The sequence below is a fragment of the Pseudomonas sp. NY15354 genome, assembly GCF_048068075.1.
Taxonomy (GTDB): Bacteria; Pseudomonadota; Gammaproteobacteria; order Pseudomonadales; family Pseudomonadaceae; genus Aquipseudomonas; species Aquipseudomonas guariconensis_C.
In genome coordinates, this window is record NZ_JBLUPV010000008.1 from 132,842 (window position 1) to 149,030 (window position 16,189).

The following is a 16,189-nucleotide window of genomic DNA, read 5'->3' on the forward strand; positions in this document are numbered from 1 at the left end:
ATGGCTGCAAGCAGGAGGCAGGACGAGGAGGGGGTGTTCGCCGTGACCGGCGAGGGCCGCGCCGTTGCCTTGTTCCGCCTGGTTCTGAGCTTCATGGCGGTGGTGATGCTGGCCTTCGTGCTGATCGAAGGCTGGCGGATCTGGCGTGACTACCGGCATGCCTTCGTCAATGCCGAAGATGCGGTGACCAACCTGGCCAGGGGCACCGCCCAGCATGCCGAAGACGCCATTCGTCAGGTCGATGCGATCACCTCCGCCCTGGCCGAGCGCATCGAGGGCGACGGCTTCGAGCACCTGGATCGGCCTCGACTGCACGCCTTGCTCAAGCAACAGAAAGCGATCATGCCGCAGCTGCATGGCTTGTTCGTTTATGGCGCCGATGGCCGCTGGATCGTCACCGATCAACCGACGATCGCGCCGCGGGCGAACAATGCCGATCGCGATTACTTCATCTATCACCGCACCCATGCCGACCGAGACGTGCGCATCGGCTCGGTGGTGCGCAGCCGCTCCACGGGCGACTTGATCATTCCCATCTCACGGCGGCTGAACAACCCCGACGGTAGCTTCGCCGGGGTCCTGCTGGGTTCGATCAAAGTGGATTGGTTCGTGCGTTACTACGGCGACTTCAAGATCGACGAGCGCGGCGCGCTGGTACTGGCCAAACGCGATGGCACCATTCTCGTGCGCCGGCCCTTCGTCGAGCAGGTCGTGGGGCGCAGCCTGGCCGACAGCGATATCTTTCGCAATCACCTGCCTTACGCCGATCAGGGTGTGGTGGAGGCGGTCGCGGTGGTCGACGGGACGCCACGCCTGTACGCCTACCGGGCCTTGGCCCATTACCCACTGGTGGTTGAAGCGGGCTTGTCGCGCGAATCGATCATCGCGCCTTGGCGCCACGACATGCTCAAGTCGATCGCGGTATTGCTGCTGTTGTTGTCGGGACTGGCGGCCTTTGGTTGGGTGGTGCTGCGCCAGTTGCGCGAGCGCATCGCCATCGAGCGCGCCTTGCACCAGGCGCATCAGACGCTCAAATCCTTGGCCTTGACCGACAGCCTGACCGGCCTTGGCAATCGTCGCCGGCTGGACGGGGTGTTCGAAGCAGAGATACGCCGGGCACGGCGCCAGGGTTATCCCTTGGCCCTGGTGATGATCGACCTGGACTACTTCAAGGCCTACAACGACCGTTACGGCCACCCGGCAGGCGACCAATGCCTGCGGCGCTTCGGCGAACTGCTTGGCCATGCACTGAAGCGCCCGGGCGACCTGGCGGTACGCTACGGCGGCGAAGAGTTCACGCTGTTGCTGCCCAACACCGACGCCCAGGGCGCGGTGGCGATCGTGCAGGAGATATTGATGCTGCTGCGCCGCCTGGTGATCGAGCATGCCGGCAGTCCGTTGGGGCAGGTATCTGCCAGTGCCGGGATCGCAGTGGGCTATCCAGGACCGGAAGACACCACGCCGGAAAGCCTGACGGCTGCCGCCGATGCCGCCCTGTACGAGGCCAAGCGTCAGGGGCGGGACCGCTACAGCCTGGCGAGCAGTGCGCTAGCCAATTGCTAGCCGCATGGCGCAACGCCCAGACAAGCCATGCGCCTGCTCATCGCGCAAGATGCCTCGCAGGCGCTCATCCAACTGCGCAGGCGTCAGGGTCGTGAAACCGAGGCGGGCGTAGAACGGCGCATTCCAGGGCACATCGGCGAAGGTGGTCAGCGTGACCGCTTGCAGACCACGGCTGCGCGCAGCGTCGATGGCCTCGCGCAAAAGGCGCCGGCCCAACCCTTTGCCCTGGGCGCGTTCATGCACCGAGAGCTCATGGATGTGCAATTCGCTTCCTGCCGTCTGCGCGCAGAGGAAGCCGATCGGCCGGTCGTCATCATCCACAGCAACCCAGCTATCGCCCCGCGCCAGAAAGGCCTGATGAGCGGCGTGATCGAGCACATCGCTGGAGGCCAACCAAGCAAGGCCTGGTAACTCGGTGAATGCCTGTGCGGCCGAACGCTCCACTTCAGGGAGCAGCGGCAGGTCGCGGGGAAGAGCAGGGCGTATGCGCATCGGGCGGTCCTTGGCCAAAGCGTCCAGTCTATTAGCCTCTAGATAAGGTGCAAGGTGGTCTCAGGGCGGAGGTGGCGCTCATCCTTTCATGGAAAAGCCCTCCGAATGGTCGAGCGGCGATGGTACCCTTGCGGCCTTCGTTGCTATCTCGGACCGTTACATGTTGTTCAATCTCGCCATCCTGTTCGGCACCCTGGTGGCCATGGAGGGCGTCGGCACGCTGGCTCACAAGTACATCATGCATGGCTGGGGCTGGTGGCTGCACCGCTCGCACCATGAGCCACACCTGGGCATGCTGGAAACCAACGACGTCTACCTGGTAGCCCTGGCGCTGATTGCGGCGGGGCTGGTGGCGTTGGGCAAGGCAGGCTACGCGCCTGTGCAATGGATCGGCGGCGGTGTGGCGGGGTATGGCGTGCTGTATGTGCTGGCCCATGATGGCTTCTTTCATCGCCACTGGCCCCGCGCGCCCAAACCGGTGAACCGCTACCTCAAGCGCCTGTACCGGGCGCATCGGTTGCACCATGCAATCGCTGGGCGCAAGGGGAGTGTGTCGTTCGGGTTCTTCTACGCGCCGCCGCTGCGTGTACTCAAGCGTCAGGTCCAAGCCCGCCGGCGTCACTAGAGTCAGGCTTTGCGGCGCAACAACACGATGAAGAACAGCCCGCCGATGGCCGCCGTGGCAATGCCGATGGGCAGATCCTGAGGCGCGATCAGCGTACGTGCGCCGATATCCACCCATACCACGAACAACGCGCCCAGCAGGGCGCAGGCAGGCAGCAGTCGGCGGTGTTCGGCCCCGACCAGTCGACGGGCGACGTGAGGCAGCATCAGTCCGACAAAACCAATGGCGCCTGAGAGCGACACCAGCACGCCGGTCAACAGGGCGCAGCCAACGAACACCTGCGCCCGCACTCGGCGCGGCTCGAAGCCAAGGCTCACGGCCGTCTGCTCACCGCTCATCAAGCCGTTCAACGCCCGTGCCAGGCTCATCAGCAGCGCGAACCCCGCCAACACGCACAGCGCCGGCAGCCAGAGCAGAGGCCACTGTGCCAGGCCCAGGCCACCCAGCATCCAGAACATCACCGAGCTCGCCGCGTGGGGATCGCCGGTGTACAGCAGCAAATTGGCCAGCGCCATGATCACGAAGGACACCGCCACCCCGGCCAACAGCAGCCTGTCGCTGTCCAGTCGACCACGCCGGCTGGCCACCGCCAGGACCAGCAACATGCTGCCCAAGGCACCGACGAAGGCCGCGAGGGGCAGGCTGAAGGGGCCGGCGAAAGTGCCGAGGAACAGCACCACCAGCACCGCCCCCAGCACCGCGCCGGAACTGACGCCCAGCAGGTGCGGATCGGCCAGCGGGTTACGGGTGACGGCTTGCAAGGCGCCGCCAACCAAGGCCAGGCCTGCCCCCACCAAGGCCCCTAGCAGGACCCGTGGGGCGCGGATCTGCCAGACAATCTGCGCCTGTCCCCGGCTCCACTCGCCCATTTCAGTGGCGCCCAATTGATGCATCAGGATGCCCCACACCTTGGCCAGCGGTACGTGGGCCGCACCAAAACCCAAGGACAACAGGCAGGAGAACAATACACCGGCCACCAACAGCGACATCAGCAGGCGATACCCCCCGGGGCTGCGCACCGGCATCAATGCGCTGCCTCGGCGAACAGCTGCGGATGCAGGGCCGAGGCCAATTGCTCGATGGCGCCTGCGTTGTCCACCGAGGGGGTGACCTGCAGGTACGACAGCACCACGAAGCGGCGCTCGCGAATGGCCTTAACCTCGCTCAAAGCGGGGTTATTGAGTAGAAAGTCGCGTTTTTGCGCCCAACTCGTCGGGCCATAGTCGACGATGACGATCACCTCCGGGTCGCGCTCTACCACGCTCTCCCAATTGACTTCGGTCCAACTGGCGCTCACATCGGCCATCACGTTGTCGGCACCGGCAGCCTCGAGCAGTGCCTGGGGCATGCCGAGCCGGCCGGAGGTGGTAGGACGGTCCTCGCCACTGTCGTAGAGAAAGACACGGGGTTTGTGCTGCACCTGGGCCAACTGCTCGTGTACCCGCGCGATGCGCTGCTTAAGCTGCCCGACGAGCTCGTCGGCACGGGGTTGAACATCGAAGATCCGCCCCAGATTTTTCAGGTCCCGGTACAGGTCCTCCAGGCTTGCGCGGCGCTGGGGCATGATCCAAGAGCAGGATTCGCTCAGCTCATACACCGGGATACCCAGCGGTGCCAAGGTTTGCGGTGTGAGCGGGCCACCTACGTTCATGCCGTAGCCCCAACCGGCGAACAGGAAATCGGCCTGGACATCGAGGAGGTTTTCCGGCGATGGGTAGCGCGGCGCAAGTTCAGGAAGGCCTACCAAGGCGTCACGCAGGGATGGGTCGAGGGTCTTCCAGCCACTGACACCGCTGTAGCCGATCATCCGCTCGCGCAGACCCAGGGCCAGCAGCATCCCCGTGAGGTTGATGTCGTGACTCACCGCTCGCTGCGGCGCCTGGTTGAAGGTGACGTCACGCTCGCAGCTGCGCACGGTGACGGGGTAGCTGTCGGCCCAGGCTGCAAAGGGCAGGGCGGTGAGCAGGGCAAGGTAAGTCAGGCGTCGCTTCATGCGGGGCTGATCCAGGTAATACGTGGGTGGGACGCCAATGGGTGGCGATCGACCAGGGCGCGAACACCAAAGACCTGCGCCAGGCGCTGCTCGGTCAGCACGTGCTCCGGCGTGCCTTGGGCGACGATGCGCCCGGCATCGATGACATAAAGGCGGTCACAGAAGGCCGCGGCCAGGTTCAGATCGTGAAAGCTTGCCAACAGGCCTAGACCAGTGCCACGCAAGTGTTCGAGCAAGGCCAGTTGGTAACGCGGGTCGAGATGATTGGTCGGCTCATCCAAGATCAACAAGCGCGGTTGCTGCACCAATGCCCGAGCCAGCAGCACACGCTGTTTCTCGCCTCCCGACAGCGGTGCAAAGCCTTGGTCGGCGCGGGTGTGCAGGCCTAGTCGCTGCAGGCAGGCGTCGATCAATGCCTGGTCGTCTTGGCTGTCGAACCAGCCTTGGTGCGGAGTTCGGCCCATGGCGACCACATCGCGCACACTGAGGCCGAAATCCTCGGGGAACTCCTGCAGCATCACCGCCACGCGCTGGGCAACCCAGCGAGGGGAGCGCTGCCAGATATCTTCGTTCTCCAGCAGCACGCGCCCGCCATCGGGCCGGGTAAAGCGATAAGCGCAGCGCAACAGGCTGGTCTTGCCGCTGCCGTTCGGGCCGATCAGGCCGACGAACTCACCCGCGTGGACGTGCAGATCGATACCGTCGAGCAGCCGCAGACCGCCGGGCGAGGGGGCCCAGTGCAAGCTTTCCAGACGTAGGGTAGGGGATGACATGCAGACCAACCGTACCGGGGTGAATGAAACCCGACAGGTGAAGGCGCGCAAGGGCATCGCGGGCAGGCTGCTGCCCCAAGACCGGCCCGCGCCCGCCCACCGCGGGTGTTGCCAAAGGAGGTGACAGGCCGGTCTCCGGGCTTGCGAGGGGCTTGAAGCATTCACCTTCCCATGCCGGCGGCACAGTGGTGTGTCGAATGCATCGCTCGCTTACCGTTGCGGGGGCAGCACCGGACTGATCGCACAAGGCGACGCACCGGCTTCCCGTTTAATCCCCGGCGCGGCGGCAGGGGACACCTGAAACTGGGGCGCATCTGAGCATTAATGGGCGGGTCAGTCAACCAAACGGGGCGGTCCTTTGCGGTCGCGTGGCTGATTGTTACGCGATGTTACCCATTGCCCCAGTTCCGCTGCCGCCTTCTGGCTGCAAAGGGCCTTTTTGAGGGAAGAAGGCAGGGCATGGTGTTTGCATTGCTCAGGCCACGAACCTCAACTGGAATAGACCATGAGTTCTCCACTGCATTGCTGCACCGTCTCGCCAGTCGCGGGCAACCTCGGCGTCCTGTCGGCTGCTGCCAGTGGCCTGGAGGGGTTCGTCACAGGTGTTGGAGGCGACATTGACCTGATACTGGGGCGCGCGGGGGTCAATCCCGAGAGCCTGCGCCAACCCACGCTGAGCCTGCCGCTCACCAATTACTGCCAGGTGCTGGAGGAGGCCGCCCGCCAGTCTCACTGCGATAACTTCGGTTTGCACTACGGCCTGCAGTTTCAGCCGCAAGCCTTGGGATTGCTCGGTTATGTCGGGTTGTTTTCCTACACGTTGGAGGAGGCTCTGCGCAACTTCGCGGCTGCGTTTCCTTACCACCAGCACGACACCTTGATACGGCTGGTCGACTGCGGCGAACGCTATCGCTTCGATTATCAAGTGCAGCACAGCGCCATTCTGGAGCGTCGACAGGACGCCGAACTGACCATGGGCATGGCGCTTAACCTGATACGCCACGTGCTGGGCAAAGACTGGGCGCCAGTCGCGGTCAGCTTCGAGCACGCTCGCCCACAGGACTGGCAGGTACATCAGCAGGCGTTCGGCGCGCCTGTCTATTTTGGGCGCGGGTGCAACTCGATGCTCGTCCCCAAGGCCGACCTCAAAGATCGGCGGATGCCAGAGCACGATGCCAACTTGCTGTTTCTGGTTCAGGACGTGCTCCAGCGTCTTGGGGCGCACGATCAGCGGCGCAACCTGTTGGATGAGGCGGACGCCCAGGTGCGCCTTGCCCTGAGCGGCGGAGAGCCGTGCCTGGAGAAGATCGCGCAGGCGCTGGAACTCAGTTCGGCCGGATTGCAGCGCCACTTGCGCGAGGCAGGCCTGAGCTTCAGCCAGCTGGTCGAAAGGGTCCGCCGGGAACTGGCGGTGCACTACCTGCGACAGCCCAAACGGCCGGTGTCTGACCTGGCGGGGTTGCTCGGGTATTCCGAGGCGAGTGCCTTCTCCCGTGCTTTTCGCCGTTGGTTTGGTGTAAGCCCGCGGCAATGGCGCAGCGAGGATCACTGAACCGAAAATTGACTTTGCATGTTGAACTCGCTCGTGCAGGGTCAAGTCTTGGTCTAGACCACGATATAAGATCAAGTTCGCAAGCTCCGGATACCTCCCGGCAGGCGCCTTGATCGAGCAGAGCAGGGGTGCCAGGCCTACGTCGCGGTAATCAACAGAGGACAACAACATGTACAAGAGTCCTGAGAACGCCCGCCATTACTGGAAATCCCTTCAACGCTGGCGCGTTCAGATATTCATCATCACGTGGCTGGCCTATGCCGCGTTCTATTTCACCCGCAAGGCCTTTTCGGTTGCCAAGCTGGGTATCGCCGAAGACCCCAGCTTTACGCTCGACAAAGCGGCCATGGCCAACCTCGACGCGCTGTATCTGGCCGCGTACGCCGTAGGCCAATTCGCCTGGGGAGTTTTCGCCGACCGTTACGGTACCCGCGTCGTCGTGCTCGGTGGGCTCGTGGTGTCGGCACTGGCCGCACTGGCCATGGGCACCTTCGCGACCTTGCCAATCTTCGCCAGTTGCATGGTGATCCAGGGGCTGGCGCAATCCACAGGCTGGTCAGGGCTGTGCAAGAACATTGGATGCTTCTTCGCCACCCGCGAGCGCGGGCGCGTGCTGGGCTACTGGAGCACCTGCTACGCCTTCGGCGGCCTGGTCGCAACGCCGTTCGCTGGATGGTGGGCGTACCAGATCTCTCATGATTGGCGCATGGCGTTCATTTCCTCGGCGGGCGTCGTGCTCGTGGTTGCCGTGCTGTTCTTCCTGTTGCAACGTAATCGCCCGCAGGATGTAGGTTTGCCTGCTGTCGAAGACGAGGACCGATCGGCCGGGCGAACCGACGCCCCCCGAGAGAATTACTGGGCGGCGCTGCGCAAGGTGTTGGCCAACCGTACGGTCTTGGTGCTTGGGGTCGCGTATTTCCTGCTCAAGCCAGCCCTCTATGCAATCCTGATGTGGGGGCCGGTGATCGTCTATGAGCGGATGCCGAGTATCGGCAAAGTGGCCTCGGCCATAGTGCCGTCCGCATTCGAAGTCGCGGGGCTGGTCGGCCCGATTCTGATCGGTATCGTCTCCGACAAGCTGTTTGGTGCTCGGCGCATGCCGGCCTGCGTGATCAGCCTGATGGCGCTGACCCTGTGGCTGATTCTGTTCGTGCCGACAATGCAAAGCGGCAACATCTACCTGGTCGTCGGCTTGCTGTTCATGATGGGCATCACGCTGTATGGCCCTGACTCGATGATCAGCGGTGCCGCCGCCATCGACTTCGGCACCAGCGAGTCCGCGGGCACAGCCACAGGCTTCGTCAACGGGTGCGGCTCTGTGGGTGCGATCCTCGGCGGGCTGCTGCCGGGCTATTTCGACACCATCACCGTGTTCTTCGTCTTCACCGGCGCAGCCTTGCTCGCCAGTTTGCTGTTGGTGCCTTTCTGGAACAGCCGCCCAGCAAGTCAAGCGCCTATCAGCGAGTACGAGACGACGCCTGGCGCTGTCGCCACATCCACGCAAAGCACTCGCTGATCCCACTGTCATTTCATCGCGCGAAGGTTGAAAAGGCCTTCGCCTCTCGACACTGCACCCTGGAGGTGGCCGATGGCCCTCGCACTGTTTGACCTGGACGACACCCTTATCGATGGCGACTGTGCCAGCTTGTGGAGCGGCCATATGGCCGCACTCGGCTGGGTCGACGGGCCGAGCTTCATCGAGCGCGACCGCGAACTCATGGCGCTCTATGCGCAAGGCAAGTTGGCCATGGAGGCGTACATGACCTTCAGCCTGTCGCCTTTGGTGGGCCGCACGATAGAGGAGGTGGCCGAAGCGGTTGACCCCTTCGTCGAAGACGTCATCACCCCGCGCATACATGAGGACGCCATTGCCTGCCTGGCGCGACATCGCGAAGAGGGTGACCGTCTGCTGATCATTTCAGCGTCGGCGCACTTTTTGGTGAGCCGTATCGCCGAGCAGTTGGGTGTAGAAGAAGTGCTGGCGATTGACCTTGAACACCAGCAGGGCGCTTATACCGGCAATACCCGCGGGACATTGACCTACCGGGAAGGCAAAGTGACGCGACTTCACAGCTGGTTGCAGGAGCAGGGTGAAGGGTTGGAAGGCGCCTACTTCTACTCGGATTCGCGCAATGACCTGCCGTTGCTTTCTCTGGTTGCCAAACCGCATACGGTCAATCCTGATCCTGTATTGCGGGCGCATGCTGATGCGACGGGATGGCCGGTTTTACAGTGGCAGTGATAGTTGCTAAAGAGCAAGATAAGGAGAGTGTTTTATATAACTAAACAAAATAGTTATTTAGTGTAGTTATTCTAACTAGTCATATAAGAGCAGGGTGGCTCACCGGTGATCGCTAACGCTCATGAGCTGGGGTAGTTCACTTGGTGAGCTACCTTCGGCGTCATCGACCATCGAGGATTACCACTCAATGACTCATTTTCCAGGCTGGATGCTTGAAAGCGCACATAGCTACCTCAAGGCGGCCGAACTTCTACATGCCCAAAACCTTCCACAGGTCGCCATTGTGAATGCAGCGCTCGGCATGGAAATCTTGCTGAAAACCTTCATTTCCGTGCCAGATCAACACCAAGGTACGTCCGGTGAAACCTACAAGCTTGACGTAGATGCACTCAAAGAGGCTCACCAGTACCTTCAGTCAGTTGGCAAAGCGAGGACTCAGCGCCGTGATGGTCACGATCTGCTGACATTGTTTCATGCTGTGCCTGCGGAGATCCGTCAAAGCTTGGCCCTGGACAGCCAAGAAGGATTGTTCGAGCGGTATCGCGATGTGTTCACCAACAGCCGATATCAGTATGAGTCAGTCAGCTGGAAATTTTCCGATCCAGTACTGATGGAGTTGCTACGGTGGACGTTGGCCAACGTGGTTGGCTACTACAAAGAGCGAGGCTCGCAGGATCCGTTCGTGCTGGGTTACATCGCTGAGGTCCAAGCTCGATCTGCTGCGCAGTGATCTAGGCCAGGGGCCTGGCTTCAAATCTGCCCACTCACGGCCCAGGTAGCTCCATACGAAGATACGCATAATGCGTATTATGTTAAATATTGTTTCTGTCACATGTGCTTACGCAGCCTTTACCCACGCATTTTGTCCCGTTGAGTGATTTCATCCCAGAATGACCGAGGTCGACGCCATGAAAAAAGACAGCTTCCAACCCATGCCTTGCCTGTAGCCCGCGTGCTAGGCTCTGTCTGAAATTCGGAGAAACCCAACTCCCGAGCCGCGAGCGCTGAGATTTTATTAGGCCGCAGTCGCGGTGGCCTCACCACCAAGATTTATATGCTCTGCGACGCCAACGGCGTGCCATTGCGCTTTCTCCTTTCTGGTGGTCAAGCCAGCGATATTAGCTACGCGCAGCCATTGCTGGACGCTGTCTGCATTCCGACGAGCAAACGTGGGCGACCTCGCAAGCGCTGCCGCTGGCTTTTGGCTGATAAGGGCTACGATGCGGAGGCGCTACGGCGTTTTTGTGACCGCTACCGCATGCAGCCGGTTTTTCCTTTGCGTGCAATGACGCGCAAACCCAAGCCCGGATTACCCCGCCTGTACGACAAGCTCGCAAAAAGTTATGGCGCGATGGTTTCGCTGGCTTGTGTCATGCGGTGTCTACGACAACTTTTTTCAGACAGAGCCTAGGTACCACGGGCCGATTATAACCCTGATACATTTTCTCACCTGAGTGTATTGCGGCCTGCTCAATCAGAGCAAATTTCGCCAGATGTCATACCCCGCATATAGCAGCATCGATCCGAAAAATACGCCTGTGATGACTGTCAGTCTTTTCAGATGACGCTGGCTGGATAAGAGCTGCGCCGCTAAATCCGCATTCTGCTCGGTCAGCAGCGCGACCAGTGCGCTTTGCTCGCCCCTGGACGCTGCCAAGAATTGTTGCACAACGCGTTGGTTTTCAGCCGCCACGGCCTCGACCTGCGTCGACAGCCGGGTCAATAAACCTGCCACGTCCGTGCCCAGGGTGCTGACTTGCGCCGCCAAGGCCGTGTTGATCCTCTTGCTGAACTCCCGGTTCAACACAATTTCTTTCAAGACCTTTTCCACCACCTCGACCTTGGCCGCTTGCTCTTCACGCCCCAGTGTTTGCAGCCCTGCCAGGAGGGTTTCCTGCGAAGCTTGCTGCTGCTCGGCGATGCGAACGCCGACGCCAATGACCGCGGCGTTGAAATCAGCGATACTTGAGCTAAGCGATGACGACAGCTGGCGCGACACTTCAGCGGCCGAACTTTCGATGTGCGGACGCAGCGCTTCGATCGACTCCGCCAGCTCCCCCTGCTGCCGGGTCGCCCCAGCGAGCGCATCGAGCAGCACGGCCTCAGTCGAGCTCACGCTAGAGGTGTGGACGGCCGTAGAGTGCTCGAGCAAGGCCTCGACTGCACGAGCGTCACTCGCGCTCTGCTCGGTGATGTGTTTCTGAAACTTGGTGAGCAACGAAGGGACGTCTTCTTCGCGGATCTTGCGCAACGCCTGCAGCAACGACTTCGTGGCTTTTTCCGCATCGTCCGCGGAGGCGCCCAAGGTGTCGTTGATCTCGGTGATAGAATCTCGTGTGTCCGCAAGGTCTCCACTCAGTGCCTTGATCGAGGCTTCGAGTGGGTTGAGAGGCTCCTTCAGGATCTTAACCATCAGCTCGGCAAGGGTCTTTTCTTTGTTGTGAATCTCTGTAGCTGTACTCATTTTTCAGGCCCGGCCATCTTGGCTTAGTCTCATCAGTTCTACCCGCTGGTTGCTCAATTGCATACAGGCCAGCAGTTGCAGTAACGCGTCACAATCATCTTGCTCGTTCATCGCCAAGCTCATCCGCTGGCTGAGTTCGGCAAGGTACTCCTCATTGAGCAAGTGAACGAAGCGTTCGCACCGCTCAAGGTCTTGTTGCGAGGTTTGGGCAATGCGCTGCAACTCGCCGTGCTTGAGGGCGATTTCGTGCTCGACTCGCTCCCGCTGCTTGATCAGAAGCATCTGCTCGTGGCGCTGCAGTTCGAGGTTGGCTTCTAGCGCCTTCATGTCGCGCTGGAACGCTTGGTCAAGCGCCGTCAATGCCCCGAGCCAATGTCTTTTCCACAGGCGGACCAATTCGTGCCGGGCTTCGCTGCCTGCGCTGTGAACCCTCCTCAAATCCTCTTGATAGTTTGATGAGAACAGATAGGTATCGAAGGTGTAGTCCGCGAGTGTGTAGCGAATGGAACTGAACGCGTCGTCGATAATATCCTCGATCACCCGCAAGCCAGGCTCATTCACGAGCCTGCGCACGCCTTCCCAATACACGCAGGACTTCGACAATCGGGGATTGCTCTTGACCTCCAGGCGCATCCCCTTGAGCAGCCTGTAATAGTCATTAACCAACGTCCTGAGCGTCTCGCAGTCATCCTTGACCACGCCCTCCTTGGGAGGATAGCTACCAGAGACAGTGAATACCGGGCTCACGGCGGCTTGCTCAATCAACTCCATGCCATCTGCCAATGTATGGGTCTGCAAGTCTTGCAAAGCAGTACTCAACTTACCCTGCTCCTTCTTGATCGCTGCAGTCCAGATGGCGATCTCGCCCAGAAGCCTCTTATTTTTGCGTTCCAGTTGCTCAATGGTCTGCTCAACCGCCTCGGTCTTCTTGTTCTGGATATACCTGACGCCCAAGTGGCTATCGAGCGTACTGCGCAGACGGCCAACAGGACTTGTGGATTGCGAGATCTGCTCCAGCAACTCGCTGCGCAGTCCGGCAATCAACGGCGCGATCCGGGCATGCAGTTCCGGCTCATTCTTTTGCATGCTCATCCAACTGGTGCCGAACTCCAATGGAAAATACAGGTGCTCACTCTGGGCCTGATCGCTCAGGCGACCGAAGAGCTCGATCTGCTGGATTAGACGGCGCCGAGACTTCGAAGCATCGAACTTGGCATCCTCGCGAGCTGCGTCCTTTATCGACTGTGCGAAGTACGAATAGGTTGTGACAATGCGAAAACGGTGCGGCATGGCCTGCCAGTCTTCGATTCCAGGCAGCGTCAGCGCCTCAGGCCGCAGGAAGCCCAGGTCATCGCCCCGGCCAACCAGCAACACCAAGTCAGCGAAGGGGAGATAAGTCTTCGCCATATGGTTCACATGCGCCTGCTCTGCCGCGTTGGCAGGGTTGTCGCCTGGCAGGTCCAGAATGCGGATGCTCGGCCACTCGGCAGCCTGGCTGGCAAAGAAAGACGATGGGATATGCACCACACAGGGCGATTCGGCAACCAGTCGTCCGCCCTCCATGTCTTCCCTGAGCCGGCCAAGCGCCCGAGTAACGTCGGCTTCGGCCTCGAACCAGCGCGTTTTCGAGCGCAGAGTCAGTCCCCAGCGGCCGTTGGCCGAGCGGCAATACTCCATGGCGGTGGCCGTCGCCGACTTGCCCGCCTCGCGCCCGCCGCGCATGACCTGTGAGACCCTCCCCAACTGGGCCGGGTCGATCCCCATCAGGTCGAGCAGCAGCGTGGTCTTACCGACCTGGGTCTTACCGAATATGACCACATAGGGCTCGGCGACTTCCTCCTTGAGTTGCAACTTTTCCTGGACGTCCTTGCTCAATGTCTTGATCAAACGCGCATAGGCACGAAACGCCCAGTCCGACTGATGTGCTTGCAGAGCGTGCCAATGGTCCATCACGGCTTGCTTGGCCATGTCAGACACCACGGTCAGCGATGAAAAGTTGCAGGCCTGAAGCCGACGAGTCCAACTCGTAGCGCAAGTCACTGGTGATCGAGGTGACATCGGCGATGGCTTTGGCAAGCCGGTCTTTGCGCATCAGCATTTCGTCCATGCGGTAGCGGGCACGCAGCCTCGTGCAGACGCGCGCGCGCGCCACGGCCATGGTCTCATCAAAGGACGTGCGAAGATTTTCAACATGGTGGTCATGAACCGTGCCGAGCATGACCCTCGCCTGGGCGCTTGCTGCTTTCTCGATGCTGCGAATCCGCGTTACCGCCACGCCAGTCAGATACGCAGCCGCGACAACTGCGGTGGCCGCCACTGCAGCGGGGTGCAGGGTGAGCGGCATCGGGAGCTTGGTCTCCGATCCTGAACTGCCTGAATCGCCCGCATCCCCTGTGTCCTCCGCATCCGCGCCAGCCGTCTGGCCGAAGAGCGCGCCTAATATGTCGGAGTCTCCATCGCTGACCACGTCTACCGCCAGCACGGTGGCGAGCGAACGAATAGCAGTCTTGCCAAGCTCGACGCCTGTCCTGAGGTTCTCGATACTCGCTGAGACAGCATTGGCGCCAGACGTGCTGTCGATGGGTACGAAGTCCTGCTTGACGCCAACGACCTCAGGCACAGCAAAGAGAAGCCGGGTGTATTCCAGCGACATAGCAGGTATTAGCTCGGCACTGGCACCCACCTGTTTGCTGACATCCTGGTTAGCCTGCCATTCCTCCCGGCGGCCATTGCCCAGAAGGATACTGATATCACTGACCGCTTCAGGGTTTAGCTTCTCGAATCGAACGGGTTGACCCGATGCGTGCACAAAGCCCATCTGGATCAGATTCTGGGATTTCGCCTGTGGCAAACGCGCACCCGAGCCCTCCCCCGCTTTCTCTACGGTCACTCGCTCAAGCTTGCTCGCCGTTAACGACGATACGCCTTGCGAGTAGTTGTGAAAAAACGCCGGCGCCGCTTCGCGCCAGGATCTCTGGACGAGATCCTGCATCTTCACCCTGGTCTGGCTGGTGGTATCGAAGGCATTCGACAACCAATTGCCGAAGCCCTCGTGATCGGCAATGAGCCGACGGTTCATTGCATCGGACGCTTTGGTAAAGGCCTCCCCAGCAAGCTTGCTCACAAGCTTATTATGCTGGCTCCGAAGCTCCGCTGCTGCCTCATCGAACCTGCCCAAAACCTCTTCCAGCACTTCAGCGCCATCAACCCCACTCGCCTTGTCGCTCGTGAAATACAGCCGTGCCTTGCTGCGGATCGCATTCAACACACGTGTCAAATCCTTGCCCACAATCTCAGAGAGATGACTCATCTGGAAGTGGCGATCCGATTCCCCGGTGAAATTGAGGTCGTCTATTGCGCGACGCAGGTGGGGCATCCACTGTTCCATGTACTCGGCATCGTCGGTGCCGCTCAGAATGATATTTCGTTCGGCCAACTCGGGCGCCACCTGGAACGTCGCCTGGGCGCTTGAGCGCAGATCGGCCTGCCGCTTGGAATCGTTGCGATGGGCCTCGGTCTTGGAGACCACGATATACGGCTTACAGCCCTTGAGCTCGTTCTCCAGCATGTCTCTGACGATCTCGAGCTGCTGCTGGTTGGCCATGCGCGTCTCGTCGGTCACGATGATGCACCCACCTGCCGCGACCATCGCTTGGCGCATCAGTTCTTGCCAGGCGCGGTTATCGCGCTCCTGCTTCTCGTATCCCGGAAGCAGCAGCCACGCCTGGTTATCGCGCTTGAAGTAGCGGCGAGGCACTTTCAGTACCGGCAGCAGATCCTCGGCATTAGGGTCGCAGATGGCTCGCTGAAACTGCGGAACATCCACCTCGAAGTCATCCAGCCTGTAGCCCTGCGACGTCGCGTCCGGAACCAGCCTGCGAACGTATCCCTGCGCGCGCTCGAGGCCCTCCACCTCAAGGATGAGTACCGGCATTTTCTCACCGCGGCCTTCATTGCTCTGCAGCCACCTCGGCCCATCGCCGCGCAGGTCGTAGATGCTCGCCATCAGCGTCGTCTTCCCTGCACCCTGAGAGCCGCCCATCACAACAATCCAGGTATTACCCAGCACCTCAGCGAGCAGCAGGCGTCGCATCACCTCAAGCAGTTTCTCGTCGACTTCCTCGTTACCAAGGTCGGTGCAGGCTCCGCGTAGACGACGCAGTGCCTTGTTCAGATCGGTCAGCAGGAGTGCAGGTGATTCCATCGCCATTGTTTCTTCCTCGGTTCATCTTTGAAGTTAGATGCCAGACCCTTGCGGCGGACATACGTCTGCCGCAAGGGTATCGGCGGACGCGCAAGAAGCTTGACTGGCAGAAGCTCCGAATCATAAAGGTGTGAACTTGTAAATTACGCAGGTCTCGCCCAGCGGATCGTTCGCATCTGGCACCAGCAAATCAGGTCAGGGAGAGCGCTATCGCAATATTCATAGAGAAAATCGACATGGACGCCCCTGAACTTCTAGCAGCAATGTCCGCATCTGCAGCG

At 60.8% G+C, this 16,189-nt stretch carries 13 protein-coding genes, 1 pseudogene and 1 riboswitch; of the genes and pseudogenes, 7 read left to right on the forward strand and 7 right to left on the reverse strand.

What is annotated here, in order from left to right; translation table 11 throughout:
- Positions 1-1,563, forward strand: coding sequence for a sensor domain-containing diguanylate cyclase (locus tag ACNFCH_RS10930; RefSeq protein ID WP_337157195.1), 1,563 nt, complete (start codon positions 1-3; stop codon positions 1,561-1,563).
- Here ACNFCH_RS10930 and ACNFCH_RS10935 read toward each other — a convergent pair.
- A complete protein-coding gene (locus ACNFCH_RS10935; RefSeq protein WP_337157196.1) occupies positions 1,549-2,055 on the reverse strand; it encodes a GNAT family N-acetyltransferase in 507 nt (168 codons plus the stop codon). The two genes, ACNFCH_RS10930 and ACNFCH_RS10935, sit on opposite strands and share 15 nt — an antisense overlap.
- Before the next feature lie 160 nt (positions 2,056-2,215).
- On the opposite strand from ACNFCH_RS10935, the gene ACNFCH_RS10940 reads away from it, so the two are divergent.
- Entirely contained in the window at positions 2,216-2,680 is a 465-nt protein-coding gene (locus tag ACNFCH_RS10940) for a sterol desaturase family protein (protein WP_337157409.1), read from the forward strand.
- 2 nt (positions 2,681-2,682) lie between these two features.
- Here the strand turns inward: ACNFCH_RS10940 and ACNFCH_RS10945 are convergent, their stop codons facing one another.
- Genes ACNFCH_RS10945 through ACNFCH_RS10955 form a run of 3 tightly spaced genes read right to left on the reverse strand, consistent with a single transcriptional unit; the run spans position 2,683 to position 5,446 of the window.
- A complete protein-coding gene (locus tag ACNFCH_RS10945; protein WP_337157197.1) occupies positions 2,683-3,705 on the reverse strand; it encodes an iron ABC transporter permease in 1,023 nt (340 codons plus the stop codon).
- Positions 3,705-4,673 (reverse strand): ABC transporter substrate-binding protein, encoded by a 969-nt coding sequence (locus tag ACNFCH_RS10950; protein WP_337157198.1) that lies wholly within the window; start codon positions 4,671-4,673, stop codon positions 3,705-3,707. The genes ACNFCH_RS10945 and ACNFCH_RS10950 overlap by 1 nt, the downstream gene beginning before the upstream one ends.
- Positions 4,670-5,446, reverse strand: a complete 777-nt coding sequence (locus ACNFCH_RS10955; RefSeq protein ID WP_337157199.1) for an ABC transporter ATP-binding protein — start codon at positions 5,444-5,446, stop codon at positions 4,670-4,672. The genes ACNFCH_RS10950 and ACNFCH_RS10955 overlap by 4 nt, the downstream gene beginning before the upstream one ends.
- Before the next feature lie 108 nt (positions 5,447-5,554).
- A riboswitch (cobalamin riboswitch) is annotated at positions 5,555-5,762 on the reverse strand.
- Positions 5,763-5,951: 189 nt separating this feature from the next.
- On the opposite strand from ACNFCH_RS10955, the gene ACNFCH_RS10960 reads away from it, so the two are divergent.
- The 5 genes and pseudogenes from ACNFCH_RS10960 to ACNFCH_RS10980 all read left to right on the forward strand — a co-directional run.
- Positions 5,952-6,998 (forward strand): AraC family transcriptional regulator, encoded by a 1,047-nt coding sequence (locus ACNFCH_RS10960; RefSeq protein WP_337157200.1) that lies wholly within the window; start codon positions 5,952-5,954, stop codon positions 6,996-6,998.
- Between the two features lie 169 nt (positions 6,999-7,167).
- Entirely contained in the window at positions 7,168-8,514 is a 1,347-nt protein-coding gene (locus ACNFCH_RS10965) for an MFS transporter (protein WP_416742758.1), read from the forward strand.
- A 72-nt stretch (positions 8,515-8,586) separates the two neighbouring features.
- A complete protein-coding gene (locus ACNFCH_RS10970) occupies positions 8,587-9,240 on the forward strand; it encodes an HAD family hydrolase (RefSeq protein WP_337157202.1) in 654 nt (217 codons plus the stop codon).
- Between the two features lie 187 nt (positions 9,241-9,427).
- Positions 9,428-9,970 (forward strand): hypothetical protein, encoded by a 543-nt coding sequence (locus ACNFCH_RS10975; RefSeq protein WP_337157203.1) that lies wholly within the window; start codon positions 9,428-9,430, stop codon positions 9,968-9,970.
- A 285-nt stretch (positions 9,971-10,255) separates the two neighbouring features.
- A pseudogene (locus ACNFCH_RS10980) lies at positions 10,256-10,651 on the forward strand (transposase); the annotation flags it as partial.
- 63 nt (positions 10,652-10,714) lie between these two features.
- Here ACNFCH_RS10980 and ACNFCH_RS10985 read toward each other — a convergent pair.
- Genes ACNFCH_RS10985 through ACNFCH_RS10995 form a run of 3 tightly spaced genes read right to left on the reverse strand, consistent with a single transcriptional unit; the run spans position 10,715 to position 15,914 of the window.
- The gene (locus ACNFCH_RS10985; protein WP_337157204.1) at positions 10,715-11,704 is read right to left on the reverse strand and encodes a hypothetical protein; all 990 of its coding nucleotides are present in this window, start codon (positions 11,702-11,704) and stop codon (positions 10,715-10,717) included.
- A 3-nt stretch (positions 11,705-11,707) separates the two neighbouring features.
- Entirely contained in the window at positions 11,708-13,672 is a 1,965-nt protein-coding gene (locus ACNFCH_RS10990; RefSeq protein ID WP_337157205.1) for a hypothetical protein, read from the reverse strand.
- A gap of 1 nt (position 13,673) precedes the next feature.
- A complete protein-coding gene (locus tag ACNFCH_RS10995) occupies positions 13,674-15,914 on the reverse strand; it encodes a sugar kinase (protein ID WP_337157206.1) in 2,241 nt (746 codons plus the stop codon).
- Between the last annotated feature and the right edge of the window lie 275 nt (positions 15,915-16,189).